The following is a 20880-nucleotide window of genomic DNA, read 5'->3' on the forward strand; positions in this document are numbered from 1 at the left end:
TTCACATGGAAGGCGATCTCGCACATATCGGCGCAGGCCTGGCAGCAATCGGTTCCGGCGCAGCCGCAATCGGGGTGGGCAACGTGGCCGGCAACTATCTCGCAGGGGCCCTGCGCAACCCGTCCGCTGCTGCGTCGCAGACAGCAACGCTCTTCATCGGTATCGCGTTCGCAGAAGCGCTGGGGATCTTCGCATTCCTCGTGTCGCTGTTGCTGATGTTCGCCGTCTAAGCTTCGGACTTTTATCCTTACGCGCGGGCGGTGCTGCATCCAAGCGGCCCGCCCGATGTAACGACAAGTTCCGACGGAGGACGACATGGCAACCGAAACCACTGGTACAGCCAGCGCATGTGTGGGCCCGGATGGCAGCGCCATCGGCATGCCGCAGCTTTGCGCCGACTGGATGCCGAACCAGATTTTCTGGCTCCTGATCGCGCTCATCGCGATTTACTTTGTCCTGTCCCGCATCGCGCTGCCGCGCATCGCGACGGTTCTGGCGGAACGACAAGGCACGATTACAAACGACCTCGCGGCGGCTGAAGACCTCAAGCAGAAAGCCGTGGAGGCCGAAGAGGCCTATAACAAGGCTCTGGCAGATGCCCGCGCGGAAGCGCAGGAGATCATCGCCAAGAACAAGGCCGAGATGCAGGCCGAGCTGGACAAGGCCATCGCCAAGGCGGATGCCGAGATTGCCGCAAAGGCTGCGGAATCCGAAAAAGCTATTTCGGAAATTCGCGCGTCGGCCGTGGAAAGCGTCGAGGCTGTGGCGAAAGACACCGCTGGCAGCATCGTTGCGGCGCTGGGTGGTCAGGCGGATGACGCCACTGTGGCCGCCGCCGTTGATGCACAGATGAAGGGGTGAGCGATATGACACGTATCTTGACCATTGCCGCCACTGCCCTGATCGCAAGCCCCGCCTTCGCGGCGGGCGACAAGCCGTTCTTCTCGCTCTCTAACACCGATTTCGTGGTGACCATCGGCTTTCTCGTCTTCATCGGGGTGTTGCTGTACTACAAGGTGCCGCCGCTGCTGACGGGCATGCTGGACAAGCGCGCCGAGGGCATTCAGGCCGAGCTGGACGAAGCGAAGTCGCTGCGTGAAGAAGCGCAGGCTCTGCTGGCGTCCTACGAGCGCAAGCAGCGTGAAGTTCAGGAACAGGCCGACCGTATCATCGCGCATGCGAAGGAAGAGGCCGAGCTTGCCGGTGAGCAGGCGAAGGCCGACCTTGAGAAGTCGATCGCTCGCCGGATGGCAGCGGCCGAGGACCAGATCGCGTCGGCGCAGGCCGGTGCGGTGAAAGAGGTCCGTGATCGCGCGATTGCCGTCGCGATCAAGGCGGCGCGCGACGTTGTGGCCAAGCAGATGAGCGCTGCGGATGCTGCCAAGACCATCGACGATGCGATTGCCGAAGTCGGGCAGAAGCTGCACTAATCAATCGGTGATCCTAGAGTTTTCGAAGCCCCGGTCCGTGCCGGGGCTTTTTCTTTATGCATGGGTGCATCGACGCATCCGGAATATTTTTAAAAAGACTTGGGGGCTCTGCCCCCAAACCCCCGAGGTATTTTTCAAACAGAGAAGATCAGGTCGACTGGGCGTTTGTCACCCGCGCGCCGAAGAGAGCGGAACCGACACGGATGTGGGTCGCGCCGAAGGCAATGGCCTGTTCGAAATCATCGCTCATGCCCATCGACAATTGGCTGAGCCCGTTGCGGTCTGCCAATTTGCGCAAGAGTGCGAAATGCAGGGATGGGGTTTCGTCGATGGGTGGAATGCACATCAGTCCCTGAATGGGCAGTTCCAGCGCGCGGCAGTCTTCGACGAAAGCGTCCGTGTCGTCCGGGGCAATGCCGGCTTTCTGTGGCTCCTCGCCCGTGTTCACTTGAATGAAAAGCGGCGGGCAGTGACCCGTCTCCTGTGCGAGCCGCGCGAAGGTCTTGGCGAGCTTGGGCCGGTCGAGCGTGTGAATGACGTCGAAAAGCTCGAACGCCTGGCGCGCTTTGTTGGTCTGCAGCGGTCCGATCAGGTGCAGGTCGATCCCCTCAAAGCGTTCGCGGAAGGCGGGCCATTTTCCCGCCGCTTCCTGCACGCGGTTCTCGCCGAAGGAGCGGTGCCCTTCGTTGAGGACGGCCTCCACGCGTTCGTTGGGTTGTACCTTGGAGACCGCAATCAGCGTGATGTCGGCTGGGTCGCGATCCGCGTCTTGTGCGGCTTTTGCGATGCGGTCTGTGATCTCGGTCAGTCCCATGGTGCGTCTCCCCAGGCGTCGAAAAAGGGTTGAAGTTCGGTGTCGTACCTGCGCCACGCGGCGGCCGAGCTTTGGTAGATCGGTTGGCGCACCTGATGCAGGCTGAGTGTCTTGATCGTGCCGGACGCCTCGTGGAAGTTCAGGCACTGGTCCTCCCATTCCAGCCCTGCGGCAGCGATCACTGCGCGGGACTGTGCGTCCGGATCGGCGACGAGATCCTCGTAGCGGATTTCCGTAAATCGGTCCTGCAGTATGGCGCGCCAATGTTCGACGATGTCCCGGAACGTCTTGATCACATCGGCAATCGTCGCGAGGTCATTGGCATAACGGTGCGTGCCGCCGCTGAAGTGGTTCTTGTAGATCGACAGGGCAATGTCGCGCGGGTCGCGGTGGACGATGATGAAGCGGGCGTCGGGCAGGGTGGCGTGAAGCAGGCCGTAGATCAGAAAGGCCATGATGGACTTGTCGGTGAGATAACGTGCGGATGCGTCGGCGTGAACACGGTTCTGCTCGGCCAGTTTCGACGCGAAGATCTCTAAGCTTTCGGCGGGTTCGGTGGCGAGGGCTCTCATCTGCGTTCCGGCGCCGAACACCTGGTAAGCGGTGCGGAGCGCGGTCGCCATTTCGCCGCCCGCACGGACCTGGCTGTGGCTGGCGATGATCTGCTCCACCAGGGTGGTGCCCGAGCGGGGCAGGCCGGTGACGAAGATCAGGCTCGGGTCGGTGCCGGTTCCGTCAGGAATTGAATGTATGCCCGCCTGCGCCGCAACAACGGCGCGCCATTCTTCCTGCCGCGCCTTCGGATCGTCCGGCCAAAGCGCAGCCTGAGCGGCATTGGCGCGACGGAGATGCGGGAAAACCTTTGCCGATTGCTTGGTGTCTTCCATCGCCTTCGCCAGCGCGAAATTCACGTGCATCTTGCCGGGCTGCGAAAGCTTCGGGTGTTTGGCCAGCCGCCGCATTGCGCCGATCAGGGGATCGTTGGATGTGAAGCGGATCGTGGCGGCGAACATGCGATATAGCTCGGCATCGTTGGGGTGCTTTTTCAGGAGCTTCCGAAACAGCTTTTCCGACGCGTCGAACTGGCCGATTTGCTGCAGGTACAGTGCCTTGTCGGCTTGCGGGCCGACGGCGGTCGGGTCTGATGCGATCTTGCGATCCATCAGTTCAAGAACGCGTGTGTCGTGACCGGCTGTGCGGTGCGCCTGCAAGGCTTCTGCCAGAATGGCGGGTTCCGTTGGACGCAGGGCAAGCGCCTTGTCGGCCGCATGGCACCAGGCGGCAAGGTCACCGAGGCGCGCAGCGATCTGGGCGCGTTTGTAGGGGATCTCTGCAGCGGAAGGGGCTTGCAAGGCGAGACCATCAAGAAGTGCCGCGGCTTCACGGAGCTTACCCGTGCCAGCAAGCCTGAGGGCACGGTCGTATTCGGTTTTGATCTGCTGGACAGTGCCTGACGACATGGTTTCCACCCCTTGGGGCTTTGCTACTTGCCGTTGGCGCAAAAGAAAAGAGCGGGCGCAAGGCCCGCTCTTTCCTTAACCAAATCTGGTTATGAGCAATTAGAAGCTCATCGACAGACCGAAGGAGTAGCTGTCTTCGTCGTTGGCACCAATGCCGTCAACGTCGTCGCTGGAACCGTAACCAACGTGAGCTGCGAGACCGCCGCCCAAGTCGTAGGTTGCTGCGATACCGAAGCCGGACGCGTCTTCTGCGCCAACGTTCACGGCCCAGTCTTCGTACTCACCGTAGTTCACGCCGATGGACAGAGCGTTCATCGTGTAGCCAACGCCAACGCCGATGAATGTGCCGTTGTCGGACTGACCTTCGATGTCAGCTTCTGCGTAGTTGATTGCAGCGCGGAAACCGTTTGCGAAGGTTGCGTCAAGGCTGATGGCCATCAGGTCAACATCTGCCAGAACGTCACGGTCGACTGTCTGGTAGCCGAGGCCGATGCCGATTGCGGTGCCGCCGAAGTCGGTGACATAGCGGAGGCCGAGGCCCCAAACCGGATCGTCAACGCCGGAGTCGTCGATCTCTGCCGACAGACCAGCTGTGAAGCCTGCCATGGAGTACGACACGCGAGCGATCTGACCGTCGTGTGTGCCGTCGAGGCCGGAGTTACCGTTGTAGCCCGAGTGCTCGGTTTCGTCGTCGGCGATGGATGCACCGGCCAGAGCGACTTCCTGCAGAGCAGCGTCGTAGGCGCCGTCAGTGTCGCCCATGTCGAGGCGCAGCGGGCCGTAGGCCAGGAAGTAAACTTCGCCGCCCTGCTTGGTGGCGTCGAAAGTGTTCGCTTTCACGGCTTCGTCGAGATCGACGGATGCACCGAATGCCAGGCCACCATCGGACTCACCTGTCATGGAGAAGGTGACGTCGATGTCTGTGTGGAACTGGGCTTCGTCACCGTAACGGTCGCCGCCGATGACACCGATTTCGGCGTAACCAGTGATTGAGATGTTACCGGCGCCCGGCGCACCAACGTGGGACGGATCGTCCGCTGCTGCGATACCAGCAGTTGCAACCAGCGCAGTGGAAGCAAGAAGAAGCTTTTTCATTTTTTCCCTCATGTGTTCGTAAGGCACGTACCAAACCGGAGGTCCGGATTAGCTGAGGCTTCTATGCTCCCCGGTGGGGGTTCTTTGCAAGTCGTGCGACCAATGCCCGGGCAACTTGACCATCTGTGATGCTCATTTGCCACAAGACTCGGGCCCGGGTTTCTTCCTGATAGAACACAGCCTTAGGTCAAAGGCCAAGTTCGGCTTGTCGGAACACCCGTCGGCTTGTATGCAAAGCAGCAGGCAAACAGAGAGTTGAGGGCAGTTTCTTATGGAAATGACACGTTTCAGGACCGGGTTTGCCGTCGTGTTTGTTGCCGCTTTTGTCTCTGGATGCGGGATTTTTGGCGGGAATTCCAACCGCGAACCGGTCGAGACACGCCCAGCCAGTGAAATCATGGATGAAATCCAGGAGGAACGTCGACCCAATCGGGCGCAGACGACGCTGTTCGATTACTTCCGGTCCCGTAACGACGCGGGGCAGGTCGGAGCGGTCAACAAGTACATCTGGAATGCCGCTCTTGAGACCCTGGATTTCTTGCCGGTTCAGTCAGTGGATCCCTTCACCGGCGTGATCACCACAGGATTCGGCACACCGCCGGGCGGAGGACGGGCGTATCGCGCAACGATTCTCGTCAACGATCCGGCGCTTGATGCGCGGTCGTTGAACGTGGCGCTCATGACCCGGTCGGGTCCGGCCAGCGCATCGACGGTGCGCGCCGTCGAAGATGCCATTCTCTCGCGGGCACGTCAGCTGCGGCAGCAGGATAGCCGTCTCTGATAGATGTAATGCAGAGTGACACTGTCGTTCGCGCAGCCGTTTTGCCGGTACTGTAGACGCATCAACCTTCTAGAGTTCTCGAATTACGTGAGAATTCGAGAGTCCTATGCGATGAGGCTGCTTAATCCATTGGCTGGCGCACCGGACGCCTTTCCAAAAGGTCATCGACCCACCCCAGTTGCCGCGGCAAACAGACCCGTTTGAGATCAAATCGATCTCTGACGAAGCGGCGGGCGTTGTTTCCGAGCATGTCGCGCCGTTCCGGCGCGTCGAGAAGGCCGCATGTTGCTTCGGCAATAGCCGACGCGTCGAAGAAGTCGACCAGCACTCCGGTCTCACCATTAAGGACGACCTCGTGCACGGGCGCGGTATCCGACGCGACAATCGCGCATTTTGTGCTCATCGCTTCAAGGAGTGACCACGACAGGACGAAGGGGTAAGTCAAGTAGACATGGACTGAACTGACTTGCAGGACAGAGAGGAATGTCTCGTAAGGAACGCGACCGAGATAGTGCACGCGAACCCAGTCCTTTTCGGCGATTTGCGGACTGACTTCGTCGAAAAACGTCTGTTTCCATGTTTTTCCATTCTTGGGTTTGGCGCCGTAGCTGGTGTCGCTTCCTCCCAATATCACGACTTGCGCATTGGGTCGGCGGCGCAGAAGTTCGGGAAGGGCGCGCATGAAGATATGGTAGCCGCGATAAGGCTCCAGATTGCGATTTATGAAGGTAATCACTTCGCTGTCGGGTGTCAGCGTCGGGCCGCCGGCTATGTCGAGGCGGGCGCCCGGATTTTCTGTGACCACATCGGTGTCGATGCCGTCATGGCAGACGGTGATACGATCCCTGTAATGCTCGGGAAATGTTCCGGCCTGGAATTGTGTCGGGCTGAGACCCGCGTCCATGACTTCTTCGTGCAGTCGGTTGTTGAGGTTCTTCAGGCGTAGTCGTAACGCATCGTATGCCGGTGTGTGGCTGGGAAACTCGGGATCGAAATTCGTGTCGGACCCGCCGCTGCGATGATACAGTTCGCAATAAAGACCAAGCCGCGCCGTGGGCCAGACGTCTTTGAGAAACAGGCTTTCGCCCCAACCGTGATGCGCCACGATGATATCGGGCGTGAAGCCGCGTTCCTTTAGGGCGAGGGCAGCATCGTAGCATGCCGTGCCACGCAGGATCTTTGTCTCAAAATCCACGAGCCACGGGTGAATGCCAGGAGTGCTACCGCCTTTGACCGCGTAAGGCAGGACGTTGATGCCGCGCCATTTCGCGGGTTCTTTCACCTTGGGCGTGAGCACCACCACCTGATCCCCTCGCGCAGCCAGCGCCGGAGCGAGGTGTTTGAACTGGCCGGGAAAATTCTGGTGGATGAAGAGGATGTTCACAAAAGCACTGCCGCAAATCTGTTGTGGCTTAGGTATGCCCCTTTACTTTTGTCGTCACAATAGCCGTGCGGGGGCGTTCACTGCGGACCGGGAACCGGAATGTATAACAGCGCCAGACCGTGTTTCGCGGGTTCAGCCAACCTGCACGTGGGCACGCGCCTGCGATAGGCCGTATGTGGCCGGGAACGAAAGGTTCCCTGCGAGCAGTGCCGCGCGCAGCGTTTTTCTGCTCAGCACTTGTCGGGCGAGAGGACCGTACGCGTGTGTGACGTCCTCTATCGAGTCCGCGGCAAGAACGGATGGCCATTTGTGCTGTAACACGGCTGACCAGCCTAGGTCGGGGAAATTCCGCGTTTGCGGGCCGGGGTAGAGGCTTTCCACTTGAACACCGTCAGCGAATATCACCTCGTGTTTGTCGAACAGCAGATTGTAAAAGGTAATGTAGCGGATGCCTGCGGCAGGACGGATGCGCCCGTCGAATTCTTCGGCCAGGTGACGAGACACTGCGAAGACATCGCTTGGTCCTGATGGCGTGCTTATGCGGACCACTACACGATGCTGGGCCGAGAGCAGAAGATCGCGTGAGTTGCCTGCCGTTCCTGCGCGGATTTTGACCGGGCGTTTTTGGGGTGCGCCAATATCAGAGTTGAATGTTGCCTGTGACTTAGCGATCCAGCGGATGGGTTGGGGGCCGTGATCAACAGTTTCGACGATCCCCCCGACTTTTAGGCGTTCGATCGGCGTGTAGCCCCCTGGTGTCAGGATCTGGGTGCCGCGCGCGAGACAGATCATCTGCGCATACGGAATATCCGCATCCCGCGAGTTCTGCGCCGTGTTGGTGTATGTGACACCGTCAACCAGCGGTTCACTGAAGGCATAGACATCTATGTCGTCGAAGTTCTCGATCTCGTAGATGAAGATAGTTGAGCCATCGCTGCCCTCGAGCACGCCCCAACGGTCAGATGCGACAGCGCCGAATGTACCGACCTGGTTGCCATCGGGATCGTAAAGCGCGCCGGTTTCGCCGTCTGCGCCCTCGTTGTCGTTGTTTGGGCTGCCATCGGTGTTGACCCCATCAGTATCGCCCGACAGCGTCGTGGTGTCGGCACCATTGTCGACGATCTGCATTGTGAACCACGGCATGGTTGCGGCGTCGTAAGTGAAGGTGCTGCCGGCGGTCGCGAAGGTGCCGTTGCTTCCCACCGTCCCGCCGCTGGCAAGCAGGTCAGTTTCGGTCAGGACCTGGATATTGAATGTGGGCATAAACGCGCAATTGGTGGCTTTTGAGAACAGCAGGACGGTAGCGTGAAAGACGTTTGCACGGCATTAATGGCCATATTTGGGAGGTGTTACGTCGCTTTGGTGTCACCCTCTCTGCGGACGATCTGCCCGGGTGGGTCTGGACGATCCTGTGGCATCGGCCTATCACCCGCTGCAACTCGCTTGTTTTCTAAGGACACGCCCCATGTCGCGTTACGACCCTTCTGTCATTGAGCCGAAATGGCAGGCCGCCTGGGAAGAGCATCAGACGTTCCGCGCCGTGCGCAGCGACGACAAGCCGAAATACTACGTGCTTGAGATGTTTCCGTATCCGTCGGGCCGTATCCATATCGGCCATGTGCGCAATTACACGATGGGTGACGTGATCGCGCGGTACAAGCTGGCGACCGGGCACAACGTGCTGCACCCGATGGGGTTCGATGCGTTCGGTATGCCGGCAGAGAACGCGGCAATGGCGAGCGGTGGGCATCCGAAGGATTGGACGTATTCGAACATCGACACGATGGTCAGCCAGATGAAGCCGCTGGGCTTTGGCCTGGACTGGAGCCGGATGTTCGCAACGTGCGATCCTGAATATTACGGGCAGCAGCAGGCGCTGTTTCTCGATTTTCTGGAGGCCGGGCTGGTCTACCGAAAGAACGCGGTGGTGAACTGGGATCCGGTCGATATGACCGTTCTGGCCAACGAGCAGGTCATCGACGGCAAGGGCTGGCGGTCGGGCGCGGAGGTTGAGCGGCGCGAGTTGACGCAGTGGTTCTTCAAGATCAGCGATATGTCCGAAGAGTTGCTGGACGCGCTCGACGGGCTGGATGACTGGCCTGCCAAGGTCAAGCTGATGCAGGCGAACTGGATCGGCAAATCGCGGGGCCTGCAGTTCGCGTTCTCAACGATTGATGCACCGGATGGGTTTGACCGGATCGAGGTCTATACGACGCGGCCCGATACCCTGCGCGGTGCGAGTTTTGTCGGGATTTCGCCCGATCATCCGTTGGCGAAGCAGCTTGAGAAAGACAACGCGGATCTGGCGGCTTTCAACGCCGAATGCCGGAAGGGTGGGACCACGGAAGAGGCCTTGGAGAAGGCCGAGAAGAAAGGCTTCGACACCGGGCTGCGCGTGCGGCATCCATTTGATACGGCGTGGGAATTGCCAGTCTATGTCGCCAATTTCATCCTGATGGATTACGGCACGGGCGCGATTTTCGGCTGTCCGGCGCATGACCAGCGTGACCTCGATTTCGCGCGCAAGTACGAGCTGCCGGTGATCAGCACCTATGTCCCTGCGATGGGCGAGGACGCGTTCATTCTGCCCGAAGACGGCGGACCGGCCTACGTGCCGCCCAAGACCGAAACGGTGCGCTACATCAACGGGTTCGCGGGTGAAGAAGCGCAGAGCGGAGAGGCTGCGATCGACGCCGCCATCGACTTCTGTGAGGCCAACGGTGTGGGTCACGGTGTGACGAAGTTCCGCCTGCGGGATTGGGGGCTGTCGCGCCAGCGCTACTGGGGTTGCCCGATCCCGGTGGTGCACTGCGACGCCTGCGGTGTGGTGCCCGAGAAGAAAGAGAACCTGCCGATTGCGCTGCCCTATGACGAGGATGGCACGGCGATTGATTTCTCGGTTCCGGGTAACCCGCTGGACCGCCATCCATCGTGGCGCAATTGCCCATGCCCTTCATGCGGGCAGCCTGCAAAGCGCGAGACGGATACGATGGACACTTTTGTCGACTCGTCCTGGTATTTTGCGCGGTTTACCGCACCACGCGCCGAGACGCCGACGGATATGACCGAGGCCGCATACTGGATGAATGTCGACCAGTATATCGGTGGGATCGAGCACGCGATTTTGCACCTGCTCTATTCCCGCTTCTTCGCACGGGCGATGCACATCACAGGGCATTTGCCGGAGAAGTGCAAAGAGCCGTTCGATGCGCTGTTCACGCAAGGGATGGTGACGCATGCGATTTACAAGACGACCGGAACGGACGGTCGTCCTGTGTATCACTACCCGGAGAACGTCGAACTGCGGGACGGCAAGGGGTTCCTGAAAGACGGGACCGAGGTCGAGATCATTCCGTCGGCCAAGATGTCGAAGTCCAAGAACAACGTGGTCGATCCTGTCGCGATCATTCAGCAATACGGTGCCGACACTGCGCGGTGGTTTGTGCTGTCGGATTCGCCGCCAGAACGGGACGTGGAATGGACTGCGTCCGGGGCCGAAGCGGCGGCGAAGCATCTGGGTCGGGTTTGGAGCCTGTGTGACCGGATTGGCGCGATGGCCGAGGGTGATGGCGACGCCACAGCCGATGAGGATCTGCTGCGAGAGATGCACAAGGCGATCCGGGATGTGACCAATGGGGTGGAAAGCTTTGGCTTTAACGCCTCCATCGCCAAGCTTTATGCGTTCACCAATACGCTGTCGAAGTCGAAGGCCTCAAAGCCTGTGATGCGGCAGGCGGTGATGACGCTGGCGCAGTTGATGTCACCGATGACGCCGCATTTGGCCGAGGATATCTGGGCGCACCAAGGTGGCGAAGGCCTGATTGCCAATGCACCTTGGCCCGTCGCGGATGAAACGATGCTGGTCGAGGACACCGTCACGCTGCCCATTCAGGTGAACGGCAAGCGGCGGGACGAGATCACCGTGGCGAAAGACCTGCCCAAGGACGAGGTTGAAAAGCTGGCGCTGGCGACCGAAGGTGTGGTGCGCGCCCTTGATGGTGCCGCCCCCAAGAAGGTGATCGTGGTGCCCGGTCGAATCGTGAATGTGGTTGCATAGACGCAAGGCGCTCATCGCGCTTTCGGCGCTTTTCGCAGGTGCCGCCTGCGGGTTTTCCCCGGTGTACGGACCGCAAGGTTCAGCATCGGTGTTGCAGGACAACCTGCGGGTCGAAGCCCCCAATCGCCGTGACGGGTTTGTCCTGTCGCAACGTTTGGAAGAGCGTTTCGGACGCAACGATGCCGGGCGCTACGTGTTGAATGTGACATCCGAGATCCGGCGGCAGGGACTTGCGACGTCGGTCGAGGGCACGACGAACCGGTTCAGGTTGACCGGACTGGCAAGCTATTCCTTGCGCGATACACAGACGGACGAGGTGGTGCGCCGGGGACGGGTGGAAAACTTCACCGGGTTTTCGGCGACCGGGTCGACGGTGGCGACACTCGCGGCGGAACGGGACGCCACGGCGCGGCTGATGGTGATCCTCGCGGATGAGATCGTGGACCGGCTGATCCTTGCGTCCGAGGGGCTCGCGCCGTGAAGCTGCCCCCGCGCGAGGCGGCGGGGTATTTTGCCCGGCCTGACCCGGAGAAGACGGGCATCCTGATCTATGGTGAAGACGCGATGCGGGTTGCGCTGAAGCGGCAGGAATTGATTGCGGCGCTGATCGGCCCTGAAGGCGAAGGCGAGATGCGCCTGACGCGTATTCCAGCGGCGGAGTTGCGCAAGGAACCAGCGCTTCTGGGTGATGCGATCAAGGCGGTGGGGTTCTTTCCCGGACCACGCGTGGCCTTTGTCGAAGACGCCAACGACACCGTTGCAAAGATCGTGTCGGGTGCGGTCGAGGATTGGCAGCCGGGGGATGCTCAGATCGTGGTGACAGCGGGGCAGCTTCCGGCAAAGTCGCAGTTGCGAAAGCTGTTCGAGGGGCACCCCAATGCCTATGCGGCGGCGCTTTACAACGACCCGCCAAGCCGGGCGGAGATCGAGGCGGAACTGACGCGCGCCGGTCTGGCGCGGCCGGACGGCGCGGCGATGGAGATGCTGACCTCTTTGTCGCGCGACCTGGATCCCGGGGATTTTCGTCAGACGTTGGAGAAGATCGCGCTCTACAAGCTGGGCGATGAGGGGGCGTTGTCCCCCGAGGAGGTCACGCTCTGCGCGCCGGGATCGACTGAGGCGGATATGGACGACGTGCTGAACATCGTGGCCGAAGGGCGCACCGGAGAGATTGGCCCGGTGATGTCACGCCTTGGCGCGCAGGGGACGGCGGCGGTGACGCTTCTTATCATGGCGACCCGGCATTTCCGGGCGCTGCACGCGGCGGCGTCCGATCCGGGCGGGGTTGCGCAGGGCATGGGGCGGCTCAGGCCGCCTGTCTTCGGACCGCGCCGGGACCGGATGGCGCGACAGGCGTCGGGCTGGGGCATGCACCGGTTGGAGCAGGCGTTGCAGATGCTGTTGGAAACAGACTTGTCGCTGCGCTCCGCAGGGCAACACGGGCCGGCCTTTGCGATTGTGGAACGGGCGTTTATCCGGCTGGCGATGCTGGGGCGCAAATAGCGACGTGCCGGGCGGACGCCCGGCCAACGAGGGGCGGACATGTACAAATTGGTTGGGAACAGGGCGACACGGGCGTTTCGGCCTTTGTGGATGTTAGAGGAGCTGGGCGTGCCGTATGAGCACGTGGCGGCCGCACCGCGTTCGGACGAGGTGCGGGCGTTCAGTCCGTTGGGCAAGGTGCCGGTTCTGGTCGATGGTGATGCGGTGATCCCCGACTCGATGGCAATCCTGACCTACCTGGCCGACAAGCACGCGGCGTTCACGTATCCGGCCGGGACGTTGGAGCGCGCGCGGCAGGATGCCTGGACCTTTCGGCTCCTCGACGAGGTGGACGCGCTCTTGTGGACTGCCGCGCGGCACAGTTTCATCCTGCCCGAAGACCAGCGCGTGCCGGAGGTGAAGGACAGCCTGAAAGCGGAGTTTGGTCGCAACCTTCATCGGATCGCAGGCGAGATGGCGTCAGAGTGTTTGCTGGGCGATGACCCTACGGTTCCGGATTTTCTGTTGGCGCATTGCTTGGGTTGGGCGCGAAACGCGAAATTTCCCGACGCGCCCGAGGTTCTGGTGGATTACCTGCGGCGACTTCGCGAGCGGCCCGCGTTTCAGCGCGCGGCGGCACTCTAAGGAATTTGCGTTTGACCGCGCCTGCGCCCCGCGGGCAACAAAGGGTCGGATCGGAAACGCTGTTCGACGCAAATCCGGCATGAGGTGTCGGGATTGTCGATCCACATGCAGGCTCAAATGCGATTAGACTGCCCGCGACACGGGAGGTCGCGATGGCAGATTTGATCCGCTTTACACTGGACGGCGAAGAGGTCGAAGCCCGCGCTGGCGAGACGATCTGGGAGGTCGCCAATGGGCGTGGCCTCGTGATCCCGCATCTCTGTCACAAGCCCGCGCCGGGGTATCGGCCGGACGGCAATTGTCGCGCCTGCATGGTGGAAGTTGATGGCGAGCGGACCCTTGTGGCGTCCTGCATTCGCGAACCTGTCGATGGCATGGTGGTGACGACCAACTCCGCCCGCGCCACATCCGCGCGCAAGATGGTGGTTGAGATGCTTTTGGCCGACCAGCCGGAACGTGAGGCCGCGCATGACCGGTCGTCGCACCTTTGGGACATGGCCGAGGCGAATGGCGTGACCGAAAGCCGCTTGCCGACATTGGAGGCGGAACGCATTCCGCTGCTCGATGACAGCCATGTTGCGATGCGGGTCAATCTGGATGCCTGCATCCAGTGTGGTCTGTGCGTGCGCGCCTGCCGTGAGGTGCAGGTCAATGACGTGATCGGCATGGCAGGGCGCGGGCATGATGCCTACCCGGTGTTCGATTTCGATGACCCGATGGGCGCTTCGACCTGTGTGGCCTGTGGTGAATGCGTGCAGGCCTGCCCGACCGGGGCCTTGATGCCCGCGACGGTGGTCGATGCCGCGCAGGTGGGCGACAGCAGGGACTATGATCGCGAGGTCGAAAGCGTCTGTCCGTTCTGCGGTGTCGGTTGTCAGGTCTCGCTCAAGGTCAAGGACAACAAGGTTGTTTATGTCGAGGGGATCAACGGGCCTGCAAACGAGGGGCGATTGTGCGTCAAGGGGCGGTTCGGGTTCGACTACATCCACCATGATCACCGTCTGACCAAACCTTTGATCCGGCGCGAGGATGCGCCTGCGAAGGGGTTAAACGTGGACCCGGACAACTGGCAAGAGGTGTTCCGCGAGGCGTCGTGGGACGAGGCGCTGGACTTTGCAGCGAACGGCCTGAAGGGCCGGGGGCGCGAGGTTGCCGGGTTTGGCTCTGCCAAGTGCACGAACGAAGAGGCATATCTGTTCCAGAAATTCATCCGGCAGGGCTTTGGCCACAACAACGTCGATCATTGCACACGGCTGTGCCATGCGTCCTCGGTTGCGGCGCTGTTGGAAAACGTCGGATCAGGTGCTGTCACCGCGACCTTCAACGAGATCGAGAATGCCGATGTGGCCATCGTGATCGGGGCGAACCCGGTGGAGAACCACCCCGTGGCCGCGACCTATTTCAAGCAGTTCGCGAAACGCGGCGGCAAGCTCATCGTGATGGATCCGCGCGGGCAGGCGCTGAAGCGGCATGCGACGCATATGCTGCAGTTCCGTCCGGGGGCGGACGTGTCGATGCTCAACGCGATCATGCATGTGATTGTCGAGGAAGGGCTCTACGACCAGCAGTATATCGAAGGCTACACCGAGAATTGGGACGCCGAAAAAGCGCATCTCGCAGACTACGCGCCTGAGCGGATGGCCGAGATCTGCGGCATCGACGCCGAGACGCTGCGCGCGGTGGCACGGGACTTCGCGACGGCGAAAGCGGGGATGATCTTTTGGGGCATGGGCGTGTCTCAGCACATCCACGGGACGGACAATTCGCGCTGTTTGATCTCGCTGGCGCTGATGTGCGGTCATGTCGGGCGTCCGGGGACGGGTTTGCACCCTCTACGCGGGCAGAACAACGTGCAGGGGGCGTCTGACGCGGGGCTGATCCCGATGTTCCTGCCGGATTACCAGTCGGTCATGGATGACGGCGTGCGGTCGGCCTTTACCGAGGTCTGGGGATCGGGGGACTTTTCGAATGAGAAAGGTCTGACGGTCACCGAGATCATGGATGCCGTGCATACGGGTGACATCAAGGCGATGTACGTGCTGGGAGAAAACCCGGCCATGTCGGACCCGGATGTCGAACATGCGCGGGACGCTTTGGCAAAGCTGGACCATCTGGTGGTGCAAGACATCTTCCTGACGGAAACGGCGAATTATGCGGATGTGATTCTGCCCGCTTCGGCCTTTGCTGAAAAGTCGGGAACGGTGACCAACACCAACCGGCAGGTGCAGATGGGTCGGCCAGCGGTGACGCCTCCCGGCGAGGCGCGCGAGGATTGGGCGATCACGACAGAGCTCGCGCGGCGCTGCGGGATGGCATGGGACTACAAGAGCCCGGCGGACGTGTTTGCCGAGATGAAGCGGAATATGCGGTCTTTGGAGAATATCACCTGGGATCGGTTGGATCGTGAAAACGCCGTGACCTACCCGTCGCTGTCGCCAGAGGATCCGGGTCAGGCCATCGTGTTCGGCGACGGCTTCCCGCGCCCAGAGGGCCGCGCGCGGTTTACGCCCGCCTCGGTGATCGCACCCGATGATGTGCCGGACGCGGAGTATCCGATGATCCTGACCACCGGGCGTCAGTTGGAGCATTGGCACACGGGTTCGATGACGCGCCGGTCCGCTGTTCTGGACGCGGTGGAGCCGGAGGCGAATTGTTCGCTGCATCCTTCGACCTTGCGCCAGCTGGGCGTGGATCCTGGCGGGCACGTCAGGCTGACCACGAAGCGGGGTTCGGTGGTTGTCATGGCCCGGGCGGACCGGGCGGTGGCGCCGGATATGGTTTTCTTGCCCTTCGCCTATGTCGAGGCGGCGGCGAATATCCTGACCAACTCGGCCCTCGATCCTTACGGGAAAATCCCCGAGTTCAAATTCTCGGCGGTGCGGGTCGAGAAAGCGGAAAGTGGCGCGCTGGCCGCCGAGTAGCGGAGCGCTGGCGCGCGCCTGATGTCTCGGCGTCGGGCTTGCGCCCTTTGGCCTCGGGCCGGTTGGCACCGTGATGCATCAGAGTGCGCTGCGCCTGTTGCGCTGGTGTGCTGGCATATTTGGAAAAAGAAGAAGCGAGGGGCTTCATGCTGCCGATCCAACCCGAGCGCTTTCTGGCGGACCTGCACAGGTTGCGCGCGTTTGGGGCGTCCTGTGTGGGAAAGGGCGTGGTGCGGCCAGCCTATTCGGAGGCGGATATTGCGGCGCGTGCATGGTTGGCCGAGCGGATCAGGGAGGCCGGGTTGGACGTGCATGTCGATCCGATCGGATCGGTCTTTGGGTTGGCAGAGGGGCGATCCCTGTTGTTGGGATCGCATACGGACAGTCAGCCCGAAGGTGGGTGGCTCGATGGCGCTTTGGGTGTGATCGCCGGGCTGGAGATTGCGCGCGCGGCTGCGGCGGCGGGTGGGCCGCCCGTGTCCGTCGTGTCGTTTCAGGATGAAGAGGGCCGGTTTGGAGTGACGACCGGATCGGCCGTGTGGTCGGGCGGGATCGGTCTGGCCGAAGCGGATGCGCTGAAGGACCGCGATGGGGTGACGTTTGGCGCGGCGCGGGCCGGGATGCAGGGACGCGCGGCTGATTTCGTCGATCCGGCGCGGTTCAGCGGGTTCCTGGAGATGCACATCGAGCAGGGGCCGGTGCTTGATCGGGCGGATGAGGCGATTGGCGTGGTCGGTGCGATTGTCGGCATTCGCGACATGAAGATCACCTTCGAAGGGGAGCAGAATCACGCGGGCACCACGCCGATGCAGGGGCGGCGCGATGCGTTCCAGGCGTTGGCGCGGTTCAACGGGATGTTGGCCGAGCGGTTCGCCAATGTGGTCACGCCGCGCACGGTCTGGACGATCGGACATGTGGCGCTGCATCCGAATGCGTCGTCCATTGTTCCCGGCAGGGTGACGTTTTCGATGCAGTGGAGGGATGGCGATGCGGATCGGCTATCACGGATGGAGGCAATCATCCGAGAGACGGCTGGGGAGGTCGCGGCGTCCGGTGGGTTTGATCTGAGCTTTGGGCCGTTGCTCGGGCTGGAGCCTGTGGAGATGGATGCGCGGCTGCGTGGGGCGCTGGAAGAAGCGGCTGAGGCGCAGGTGCCGGGGCGCTGGCGCGTGATGCCGTCTGGCGCGCTGCATGATGCGACGAATGTGTCGCGGTTGATGCCTGTCGCGATGCTGTTCGTGCCGTCAATCGGTGGCATCAGCCATGCGTTCGGCGAGGACACGGACGAGGCCGATCTGGTGACGGGCTTGCGCGTGCTGGCGCGGGCGGTGCAAGCTTTGGGGTGACCACGGCAAGAGGAGGCCAGTGCGATGGATGTTACGGCAATGGTGTTTTACGCGCTGATCTGTGGCGCATTGAGCTTTGCGGGTCCGCGCCTTGGCGCGCCGTTTGTGCGGTTCGGCATCGGGGCCGTGGTGGGGATCATCGCGGCGGCGGTCTTGCCCTCGGTTCGTGTGGTGGTGGGCGGTTAAGCCCAGGTCACGTCGCCCAGAAAGATGTAACCCGCGCCGTAGATCGTTTTGATCAGTCTTGGGTTTTTCGGGTCCTCGCGCAGTTTGGTGCGCAGGCGCGAGATGCGGACGTCCATCGCGCGGTCGAAGCTGTCGCCAGCCGCACCGCCGAGCGTGTCCTGCATGTAGTCGCGGGTGATCAGGCGGTTGGGGCTTTCCAGGAAAAGGCGCAGAACTTCGCCCTCGGCATGGGAAAAGGGCGTTTCTGTGCCCTCTGCATCTTCCAGCGAATACCGGTCGAAATGCGCTGTCCACCCGTTGAACTTTGCGGTCTGGCCGGTTGGGGTGGGGGTTGCGCGGGTGCGCAGACGGGCGCGGACGCGGGCCACGACCTCGGCCGGGTCGAAGGGTTTGATGATGTAGTCGTCAGCGCCCAACTCCAGACCGGTGATCTTGTCCTGCACCTGCGCGCGTCCCGAGATGATGATGACGGTGGCACCCTGTTCGAGGGCGAGGCGGTGTACGAGGCTGAGGCCGTCGCGGTCGGGCAGGCCAAGGTCGACAAGGCAGACATCAGGTGTCGTGCGGCGCAGCGCCTGTTCGAATTCTGTCGCGCGGGCGAAGGTTTTTGTCTCGTAGCCGGCGTCCTGCAGCGCCTCGGAGAGCATCGAGCGGATCGCGGGTTCGTCGTCGAGGATGGTGATCAACGGTTTGTTCATGGGAGTGCGGCTTGATGTCCGAGGAAGGCGGCAAGGGCGGGCTTGTCGAAGGGTTTCGGAAGGAGCGGTGCGCGGGCCACAGCCTCTTGGTGACGCGGGTCCGTCGGCGGCAGGGACGTGGTCAGGTAGACGGGTTTGTTGGGCAAGGCGGAGACGAGGTCGGTTCCGAGCCGGTCCCCCTCGAGCGAGAGGTCAGAGAAGACAAACGAGATATCGGGCACGCCGCGCGCGAGCGCGCAGGCTTCGTCGACCGAGGTCGCCTCGATCACGCTGTGGCCGAGGCTGGTCAGCATATCGCGGATGGTCGTGCGCAGGTCGGGGCTGTCCTCGACCAGGAGGACAAGGTCGGTCGCCCTGTGGGTCGGCGCGTGGCGCAAGGGCAGGCGCAGTGTCACCCGCGCCCCGTGCTGCGCGTTGCCGATCTGAAGCTGGCCACCGGCGAGCTTTGCCGTGTCGTACACCATGGACAGGCCGAGGCCGGAGCCTTTGTCACCTTTCGTCGTGTAAAACGGGTCCAGCGCATGTTGGAGCGCATCGGGTGAGAATCCCCCGCCACTGTCTTCGACGGTGAAATCGATCCAGGTGTCCCGCACCTCTGTGGCGGACAGCGCGATGGTGCCGCTTTCCCCGCAGGCATCCCGCGCGTTGAGGATCAGGTTCAGCAGGCTGTCCTGAAGCTGGCCGGGGTCGAGATGGACGCGCGTGTCCACCTTGTTTTCGATCCTGAGAGAGATCGAAGGCGGCAATGACGGGGTGGCGAGTGTTTCGAGATCGTTGAGAAACGCCGTGACCTGCAGCGGTTCGGGTCGCCACGCACGGTGTGCTGTGATGTCGGCGATGCGGTTGAGCAGATCGCCGCCGCGACGGGCCGCCTGAAGCGTGGCCGTGATGAGCGGGTCAGCCTGTGGCGGCAGGTCCATGCGGGCGAGTTTGGACTGCATGCCGAGGATGATGGTGAGCAGGTTTGAAAAGTCATGCGCGAGACCGGAGGTGAGTTGCGCCGCCATCTCGCGGCGGCGTGTCTGCTGTAGGGCAGCGCGGGCCTGCGTTTCTTCGGTCACGTCCATCGACAGGATGTAGACGCCGTTTTCGGACTCGTCCGGTGTAAACGCCGCGCGGATGCGGCGCGAGCTGAGCGTGTCGGTGAATTCGAAGGTCGAAGGATCGCCCGAGAGGGCCATTTGCAGATGTGGCAGAACGCGCGCATAGGCGTCGGCCCCGAGTGCTTCGGAGATGTGCAATCCTTCGATCTGTGCCGGGCGGCCCGGCATCACCGCCGAGAGCTTGCGGTTCGAGAACGTATAGCGCCCGGCGCTGTCGACATGGGCGATATGGGCGGGCATCATCTCAGTTGTGAGGCGGGTGCGGGCCTCCATCTCGGTCAATTCGCGTTGGGCTTCTTCCAGTGCGGAAACGGTGGCGGCGAGTTTGCGGTTGGTGGCGGCGAGCTCTTCGGACCGGGCAAGCACTTCTTCAGACAGCAGCTCTGACCGGGTGCGGAGCAGCTGTTCCTGCGATTTCATCGCCGTGATGTCGGTGTAGACCGTAACCCACCCGCCCTGCGGCAGCGGCGCGCCTTCGACGCTGATCGTGCGCCCATTGGCACGCGTCCGTTCCATGTAATGCGGCTGGAACGCGCGGGCCTGATCGACACGGGTCTGGATAAAGCCGTCGATGTCGTCGACAGGGCCATACTCGCCCGCCAGCACGAGGTGCCGGATCGTGTCGGCGAAATCCGCGCCGGGTTGGGTGAGATTGCCGGGAAGATCGAACATCTCGGCAAAGCGGGTGTTGCAGACGGCGAGTTTCAGGTCACTGTCATAGATCGACAACGCTTGCCCGATGAGGTTCAGGCCCGCCTGAACAAGCGCGTCGGTCTGCGGGCGGTCAGCCATGTTTTGCGGCCCAGTCGAACGCATCTTCGAGCCGATCATCGCCCCAGAACAACTCGTCGCCGACGGTGAAAGAGGGCGCGCCGAAGATGCCGCGCGACAAGGCCTCTTCCGTTGTGGCGCGCAGGGCTTGTTTGACCGGGTCAGTCTGCGCGCGATCGAGGATTTCGGCGTCGAGCCCGGCGTCCTTGGCGCAGCGCGCAACCACATCCGGATCCGCGATGGTCTGTCCGTGGGCGAATTCGGCCTGATACACGTTTTGGCAAAAGCGCATACCTGCCGGGTCCGGCAAGGCGGCGGTGGCGACCCGGGCGGCAAGAAGGCCGTTCTGTGGAAACGTATCGGGCAAGTAGAATTCGAGACCCAACGCGCGCGCCCGGCGGTCCATGTCGCGCAGCAGGTAGCGCCCCTTCATCGGATAAACGAGAAAGGGCGTTGTTTCGAGTCCCTGGGCTGCGAAGATCGGACCCAGCAGAAAGGGCCGCCATGTGACCTCGATCCCGCGTTTGGCGGCCTCGTCGGGAAGGCGCATCGCGGTCAGGTAGGAATAGGTCGAGGCGAATTCGAACCAGAACTCCAGCTTCATGTGTTCATTCCTCCCATGCAGCACGGGATCTAGGGTTTCCGTCGGCGCGACCCGAGTCAAGCGGTGGCGCGCGCTGTTACAATTCGTAAGGATTGAGAAAACT

19 protein-coding genes are annotated in these 20880 nt (G+C 62.0%); 11 read left to right on the forward strand and 8 right to left on the reverse strand.

What is annotated here, in order from left to right:
- Positions 1–5 precede the first annotated feature (5 nt).
- From BUA42_RS00895 to BUA42_RS00905, 3 genes are all read left to right on the forward strand, one after another.
- Positions 6–230: a F0F1 ATP synthase subunit C gene (locus tag BUA42_RS00895; protein WP_072775827.1), complete on the forward strand. Its 225-nt coding sequence runs from the start codon at positions 6–8 to the stop codon at positions 228–230.
- An 85-nt stretch (positions 231–315) separates the two neighbouring features.
- A complete protein-coding gene (locus tag BUA42_RS00900; protein ID WP_072775828.1) occupies positions 316–861 on the forward strand; it encodes a F0F1 ATP synthase subunit B' in 546 nt (181 codons plus the stop codon).
- Positions 862–866: 5 nt separating this feature from the next.
- On the forward strand, positions 867–1430 hold the full coding sequence (locus BUA42_RS00905) for a F0F1 ATP synthase subunit B (RefSeq protein WP_425435010.1): 564 nt from the start codon (positions 867–869) through the stop codon (positions 1428–1430).
- 148 nt (positions 1431–1578) lie between these two features.
- On the opposite strand, the gene BUA42_RS00910 is transcribed toward BUA42_RS00905, so the two are convergent.
- The 3 genes from BUA42_RS00910 to BUA42_RS00920 all read right to left on the reverse strand — a co-directional run bounded on the left by BUA42_RS00910 (position 1579) and on the right by BUA42_RS00920 (position 4799).
- Entirely contained in the window at positions 1579–2244 is a 666-nt protein-coding gene (locus BUA42_RS00910) for a YggS family pyridoxal phosphate-dependent enzyme (RefSeq protein ID WP_072775830.1), read from the reverse strand.
- A complete protein-coding gene (locus tag BUA42_RS00915; protein WP_143152586.1) occupies positions 2235–3704 on the reverse strand; it encodes a tetratricopeptide repeat-containing sulfotransferase family protein in 1470 nt (489 codons plus the stop codon). Before BUA42_RS00915 ends, BUA42_RS00910 begins: the two co-directional genes overlap by 10 nt.
- A 99-nt stretch (positions 3705–3803) precedes the next feature.
- Positions 3804–4799, reverse strand: a complete 996-nt coding sequence (locus BUA42_RS00920; protein ID WP_072775832.1) for a porin — start codon at positions 4797–4799, stop codon at positions 3804–3806.
- Positions 4800–5070: 271 nt separating this feature from the next.
- Between BUA42_RS00920 and BUA42_RS00925 the strand changes: the two genes are divergently transcribed.
- Entirely contained in the window at positions 5071–5580 is a 510-nt protein-coding gene (locus BUA42_RS00925) for a DUF3576 domain-containing protein (protein ID WP_072775833.1), read from the forward strand.
- A 121-nt stretch (positions 5581–5701) separates the two neighbouring features.
- Here the strand turns inward: BUA42_RS00925 and BUA42_RS00930 are convergent, their stop codons facing one another.
- Together BUA42_RS00930 and BUA42_RS00935 are read right to left on the reverse strand one after the other, a co-directional pair.
- On the reverse strand, positions 5702–6964 hold the full coding sequence (locus BUA42_RS00930) for a glycosyltransferase family 4 protein (protein WP_072775834.1): 1263 nt from the start codon (positions 6962–6964) through the stop codon (positions 5702–5704).
- Between the two features lie 132 nt (positions 6965–7096).
- Positions 7097–8227: a Hint domain-containing protein gene (locus tag BUA42_RS00935; protein ID WP_072775835.1), complete on the reverse strand. Its 1131-nt coding sequence runs from the start codon at positions 8225–8227 to the stop codon at positions 7097–7099.
- Between the two features lie 202 nt (positions 8228–8429).
- Between BUA42_RS00935 and leuS the strand changes: the two genes are divergently transcribed.
- The 7 genes from leuS (at position 8430) to BUA42_RS21030 (ending at position 17601) form a co-directional block, all read left to right on the forward strand.
- Positions 8430–11021, forward strand: a complete 2592-nt coding sequence (gene leuS, locus BUA42_RS00940) for a leucine--tRNA ligase (RefSeq protein WP_072775836.1) — start codon at positions 8430–8432, stop codon at positions 11019–11021.
- Positions 11008–11502, forward strand: coding sequence for an LPS assembly lipoprotein LptE (lptE, locus tag BUA42_RS00945; RefSeq protein WP_072775837.1), 495 nt, complete (start codon positions 11008–11010; stop codon positions 11500–11502). Before leuS ends, lptE begins: the two co-directional genes overlap by 14 nt.
- Positions 11499–12524 (forward strand): DNA polymerase III subunit delta, encoded by a 1026-nt coding sequence (gene holA / locus BUA42_RS00950; protein WP_072775838.1) that lies wholly within the window; start codon positions 11499–11501, stop codon positions 12522–12524. Before lptE ends, holA begins: the two co-directional genes overlap by 4 nt.
- Before the next feature lie 39 nt (positions 12525–12563).
- Positions 12564–13148: a glutathione S-transferase family protein gene (locus BUA42_RS00955; protein ID WP_072775839.1), complete on the forward strand. Its 585-nt coding sequence runs from the start codon at positions 12564–12566 to the stop codon at positions 13146–13148.
- 152 nt (positions 13149–13300) lie between these two features.
- The gene (gene fdhF, locus BUA42_RS00960) at positions 13301–16069 is read left to right on the forward strand and encodes a formate dehydrogenase subunit alpha (RefSeq protein ID WP_072775840.1); all 2769 of its coding nucleotides are present in this window, start codon (positions 13301–13303) and stop codon (positions 16067–16069) included.
- Positions 16070–16215: 146 nt separating this feature from the next.
- Positions 16216–17415 (forward strand): hydantoinase/carbamoylase family amidase, encoded by a 1200-nt coding sequence (locus BUA42_RS00965; protein ID WP_072775841.1) that lies wholly within the window; start codon positions 16216–16218, stop codon positions 17413–17415.
- A 24-nt stretch (positions 17416–17439) separates the two neighbouring features.
- The gene (locus tag BUA42_RS21030; RefSeq protein WP_178346819.1) at positions 17440–17601 is read left to right on the forward strand and encodes a hypothetical protein; all 162 of its coding nucleotides are present in this window, start codon (positions 17440–17442) and stop codon (positions 17599–17601) included.
- On the opposite strand, the gene BUA42_RS00970 is transcribed toward BUA42_RS21030, so the two are convergent.
- The 3 genes from BUA42_RS00970 to BUA42_RS00980 are packed head-to-tail and all read right to left on the reverse strand — an operon-like array spanning position 17598 to position 20777.
- Positions 17598–18299: a response regulator transcription factor gene (locus tag BUA42_RS00970; RefSeq protein WP_072775842.1), complete on the reverse strand. Its 702-nt coding sequence runs from the start codon at positions 18297–18299 to the stop codon at positions 17598–17600. The two genes, BUA42_RS21030 and BUA42_RS00970, sit on opposite strands and share 4 nt — an antisense overlap.
- On the reverse strand, positions 18296–20194 hold the full coding sequence (locus BUA42_RS00975) for a hybrid sensor histidine kinase/response regulator (protein WP_084066058.1): 1899 nt from the start codon (positions 20192–20194) through the stop codon (positions 18296–18298). The genes BUA42_RS00970 and BUA42_RS00975 overlap by 4 nt, the downstream gene beginning before the upstream one ends.
- Positions 20187–20777: a 2-hydroxychromene-2-carboxylate isomerase gene (locus tag BUA42_RS00980; RefSeq protein ID WP_072775843.1), complete on the reverse strand. Its 591-nt coding sequence runs from the start codon at positions 20775–20777 to the stop codon at positions 20187–20189. Before BUA42_RS00980 ends, BUA42_RS00975 begins: the two co-directional genes overlap by 8 nt.
- Positions 20778–20880 lie beyond the last annotated feature (103 nt).

It is taken from the genome of Marivita hallyeonensis, assembly GCF_900129875.1.
Taxonomy (GTDB): domain Bacteria; phylum Pseudomonadota; class Alphaproteobacteria; order Rhodobacterales; family Rhodobacteraceae; genus Marivita; species Marivita hallyeonensis.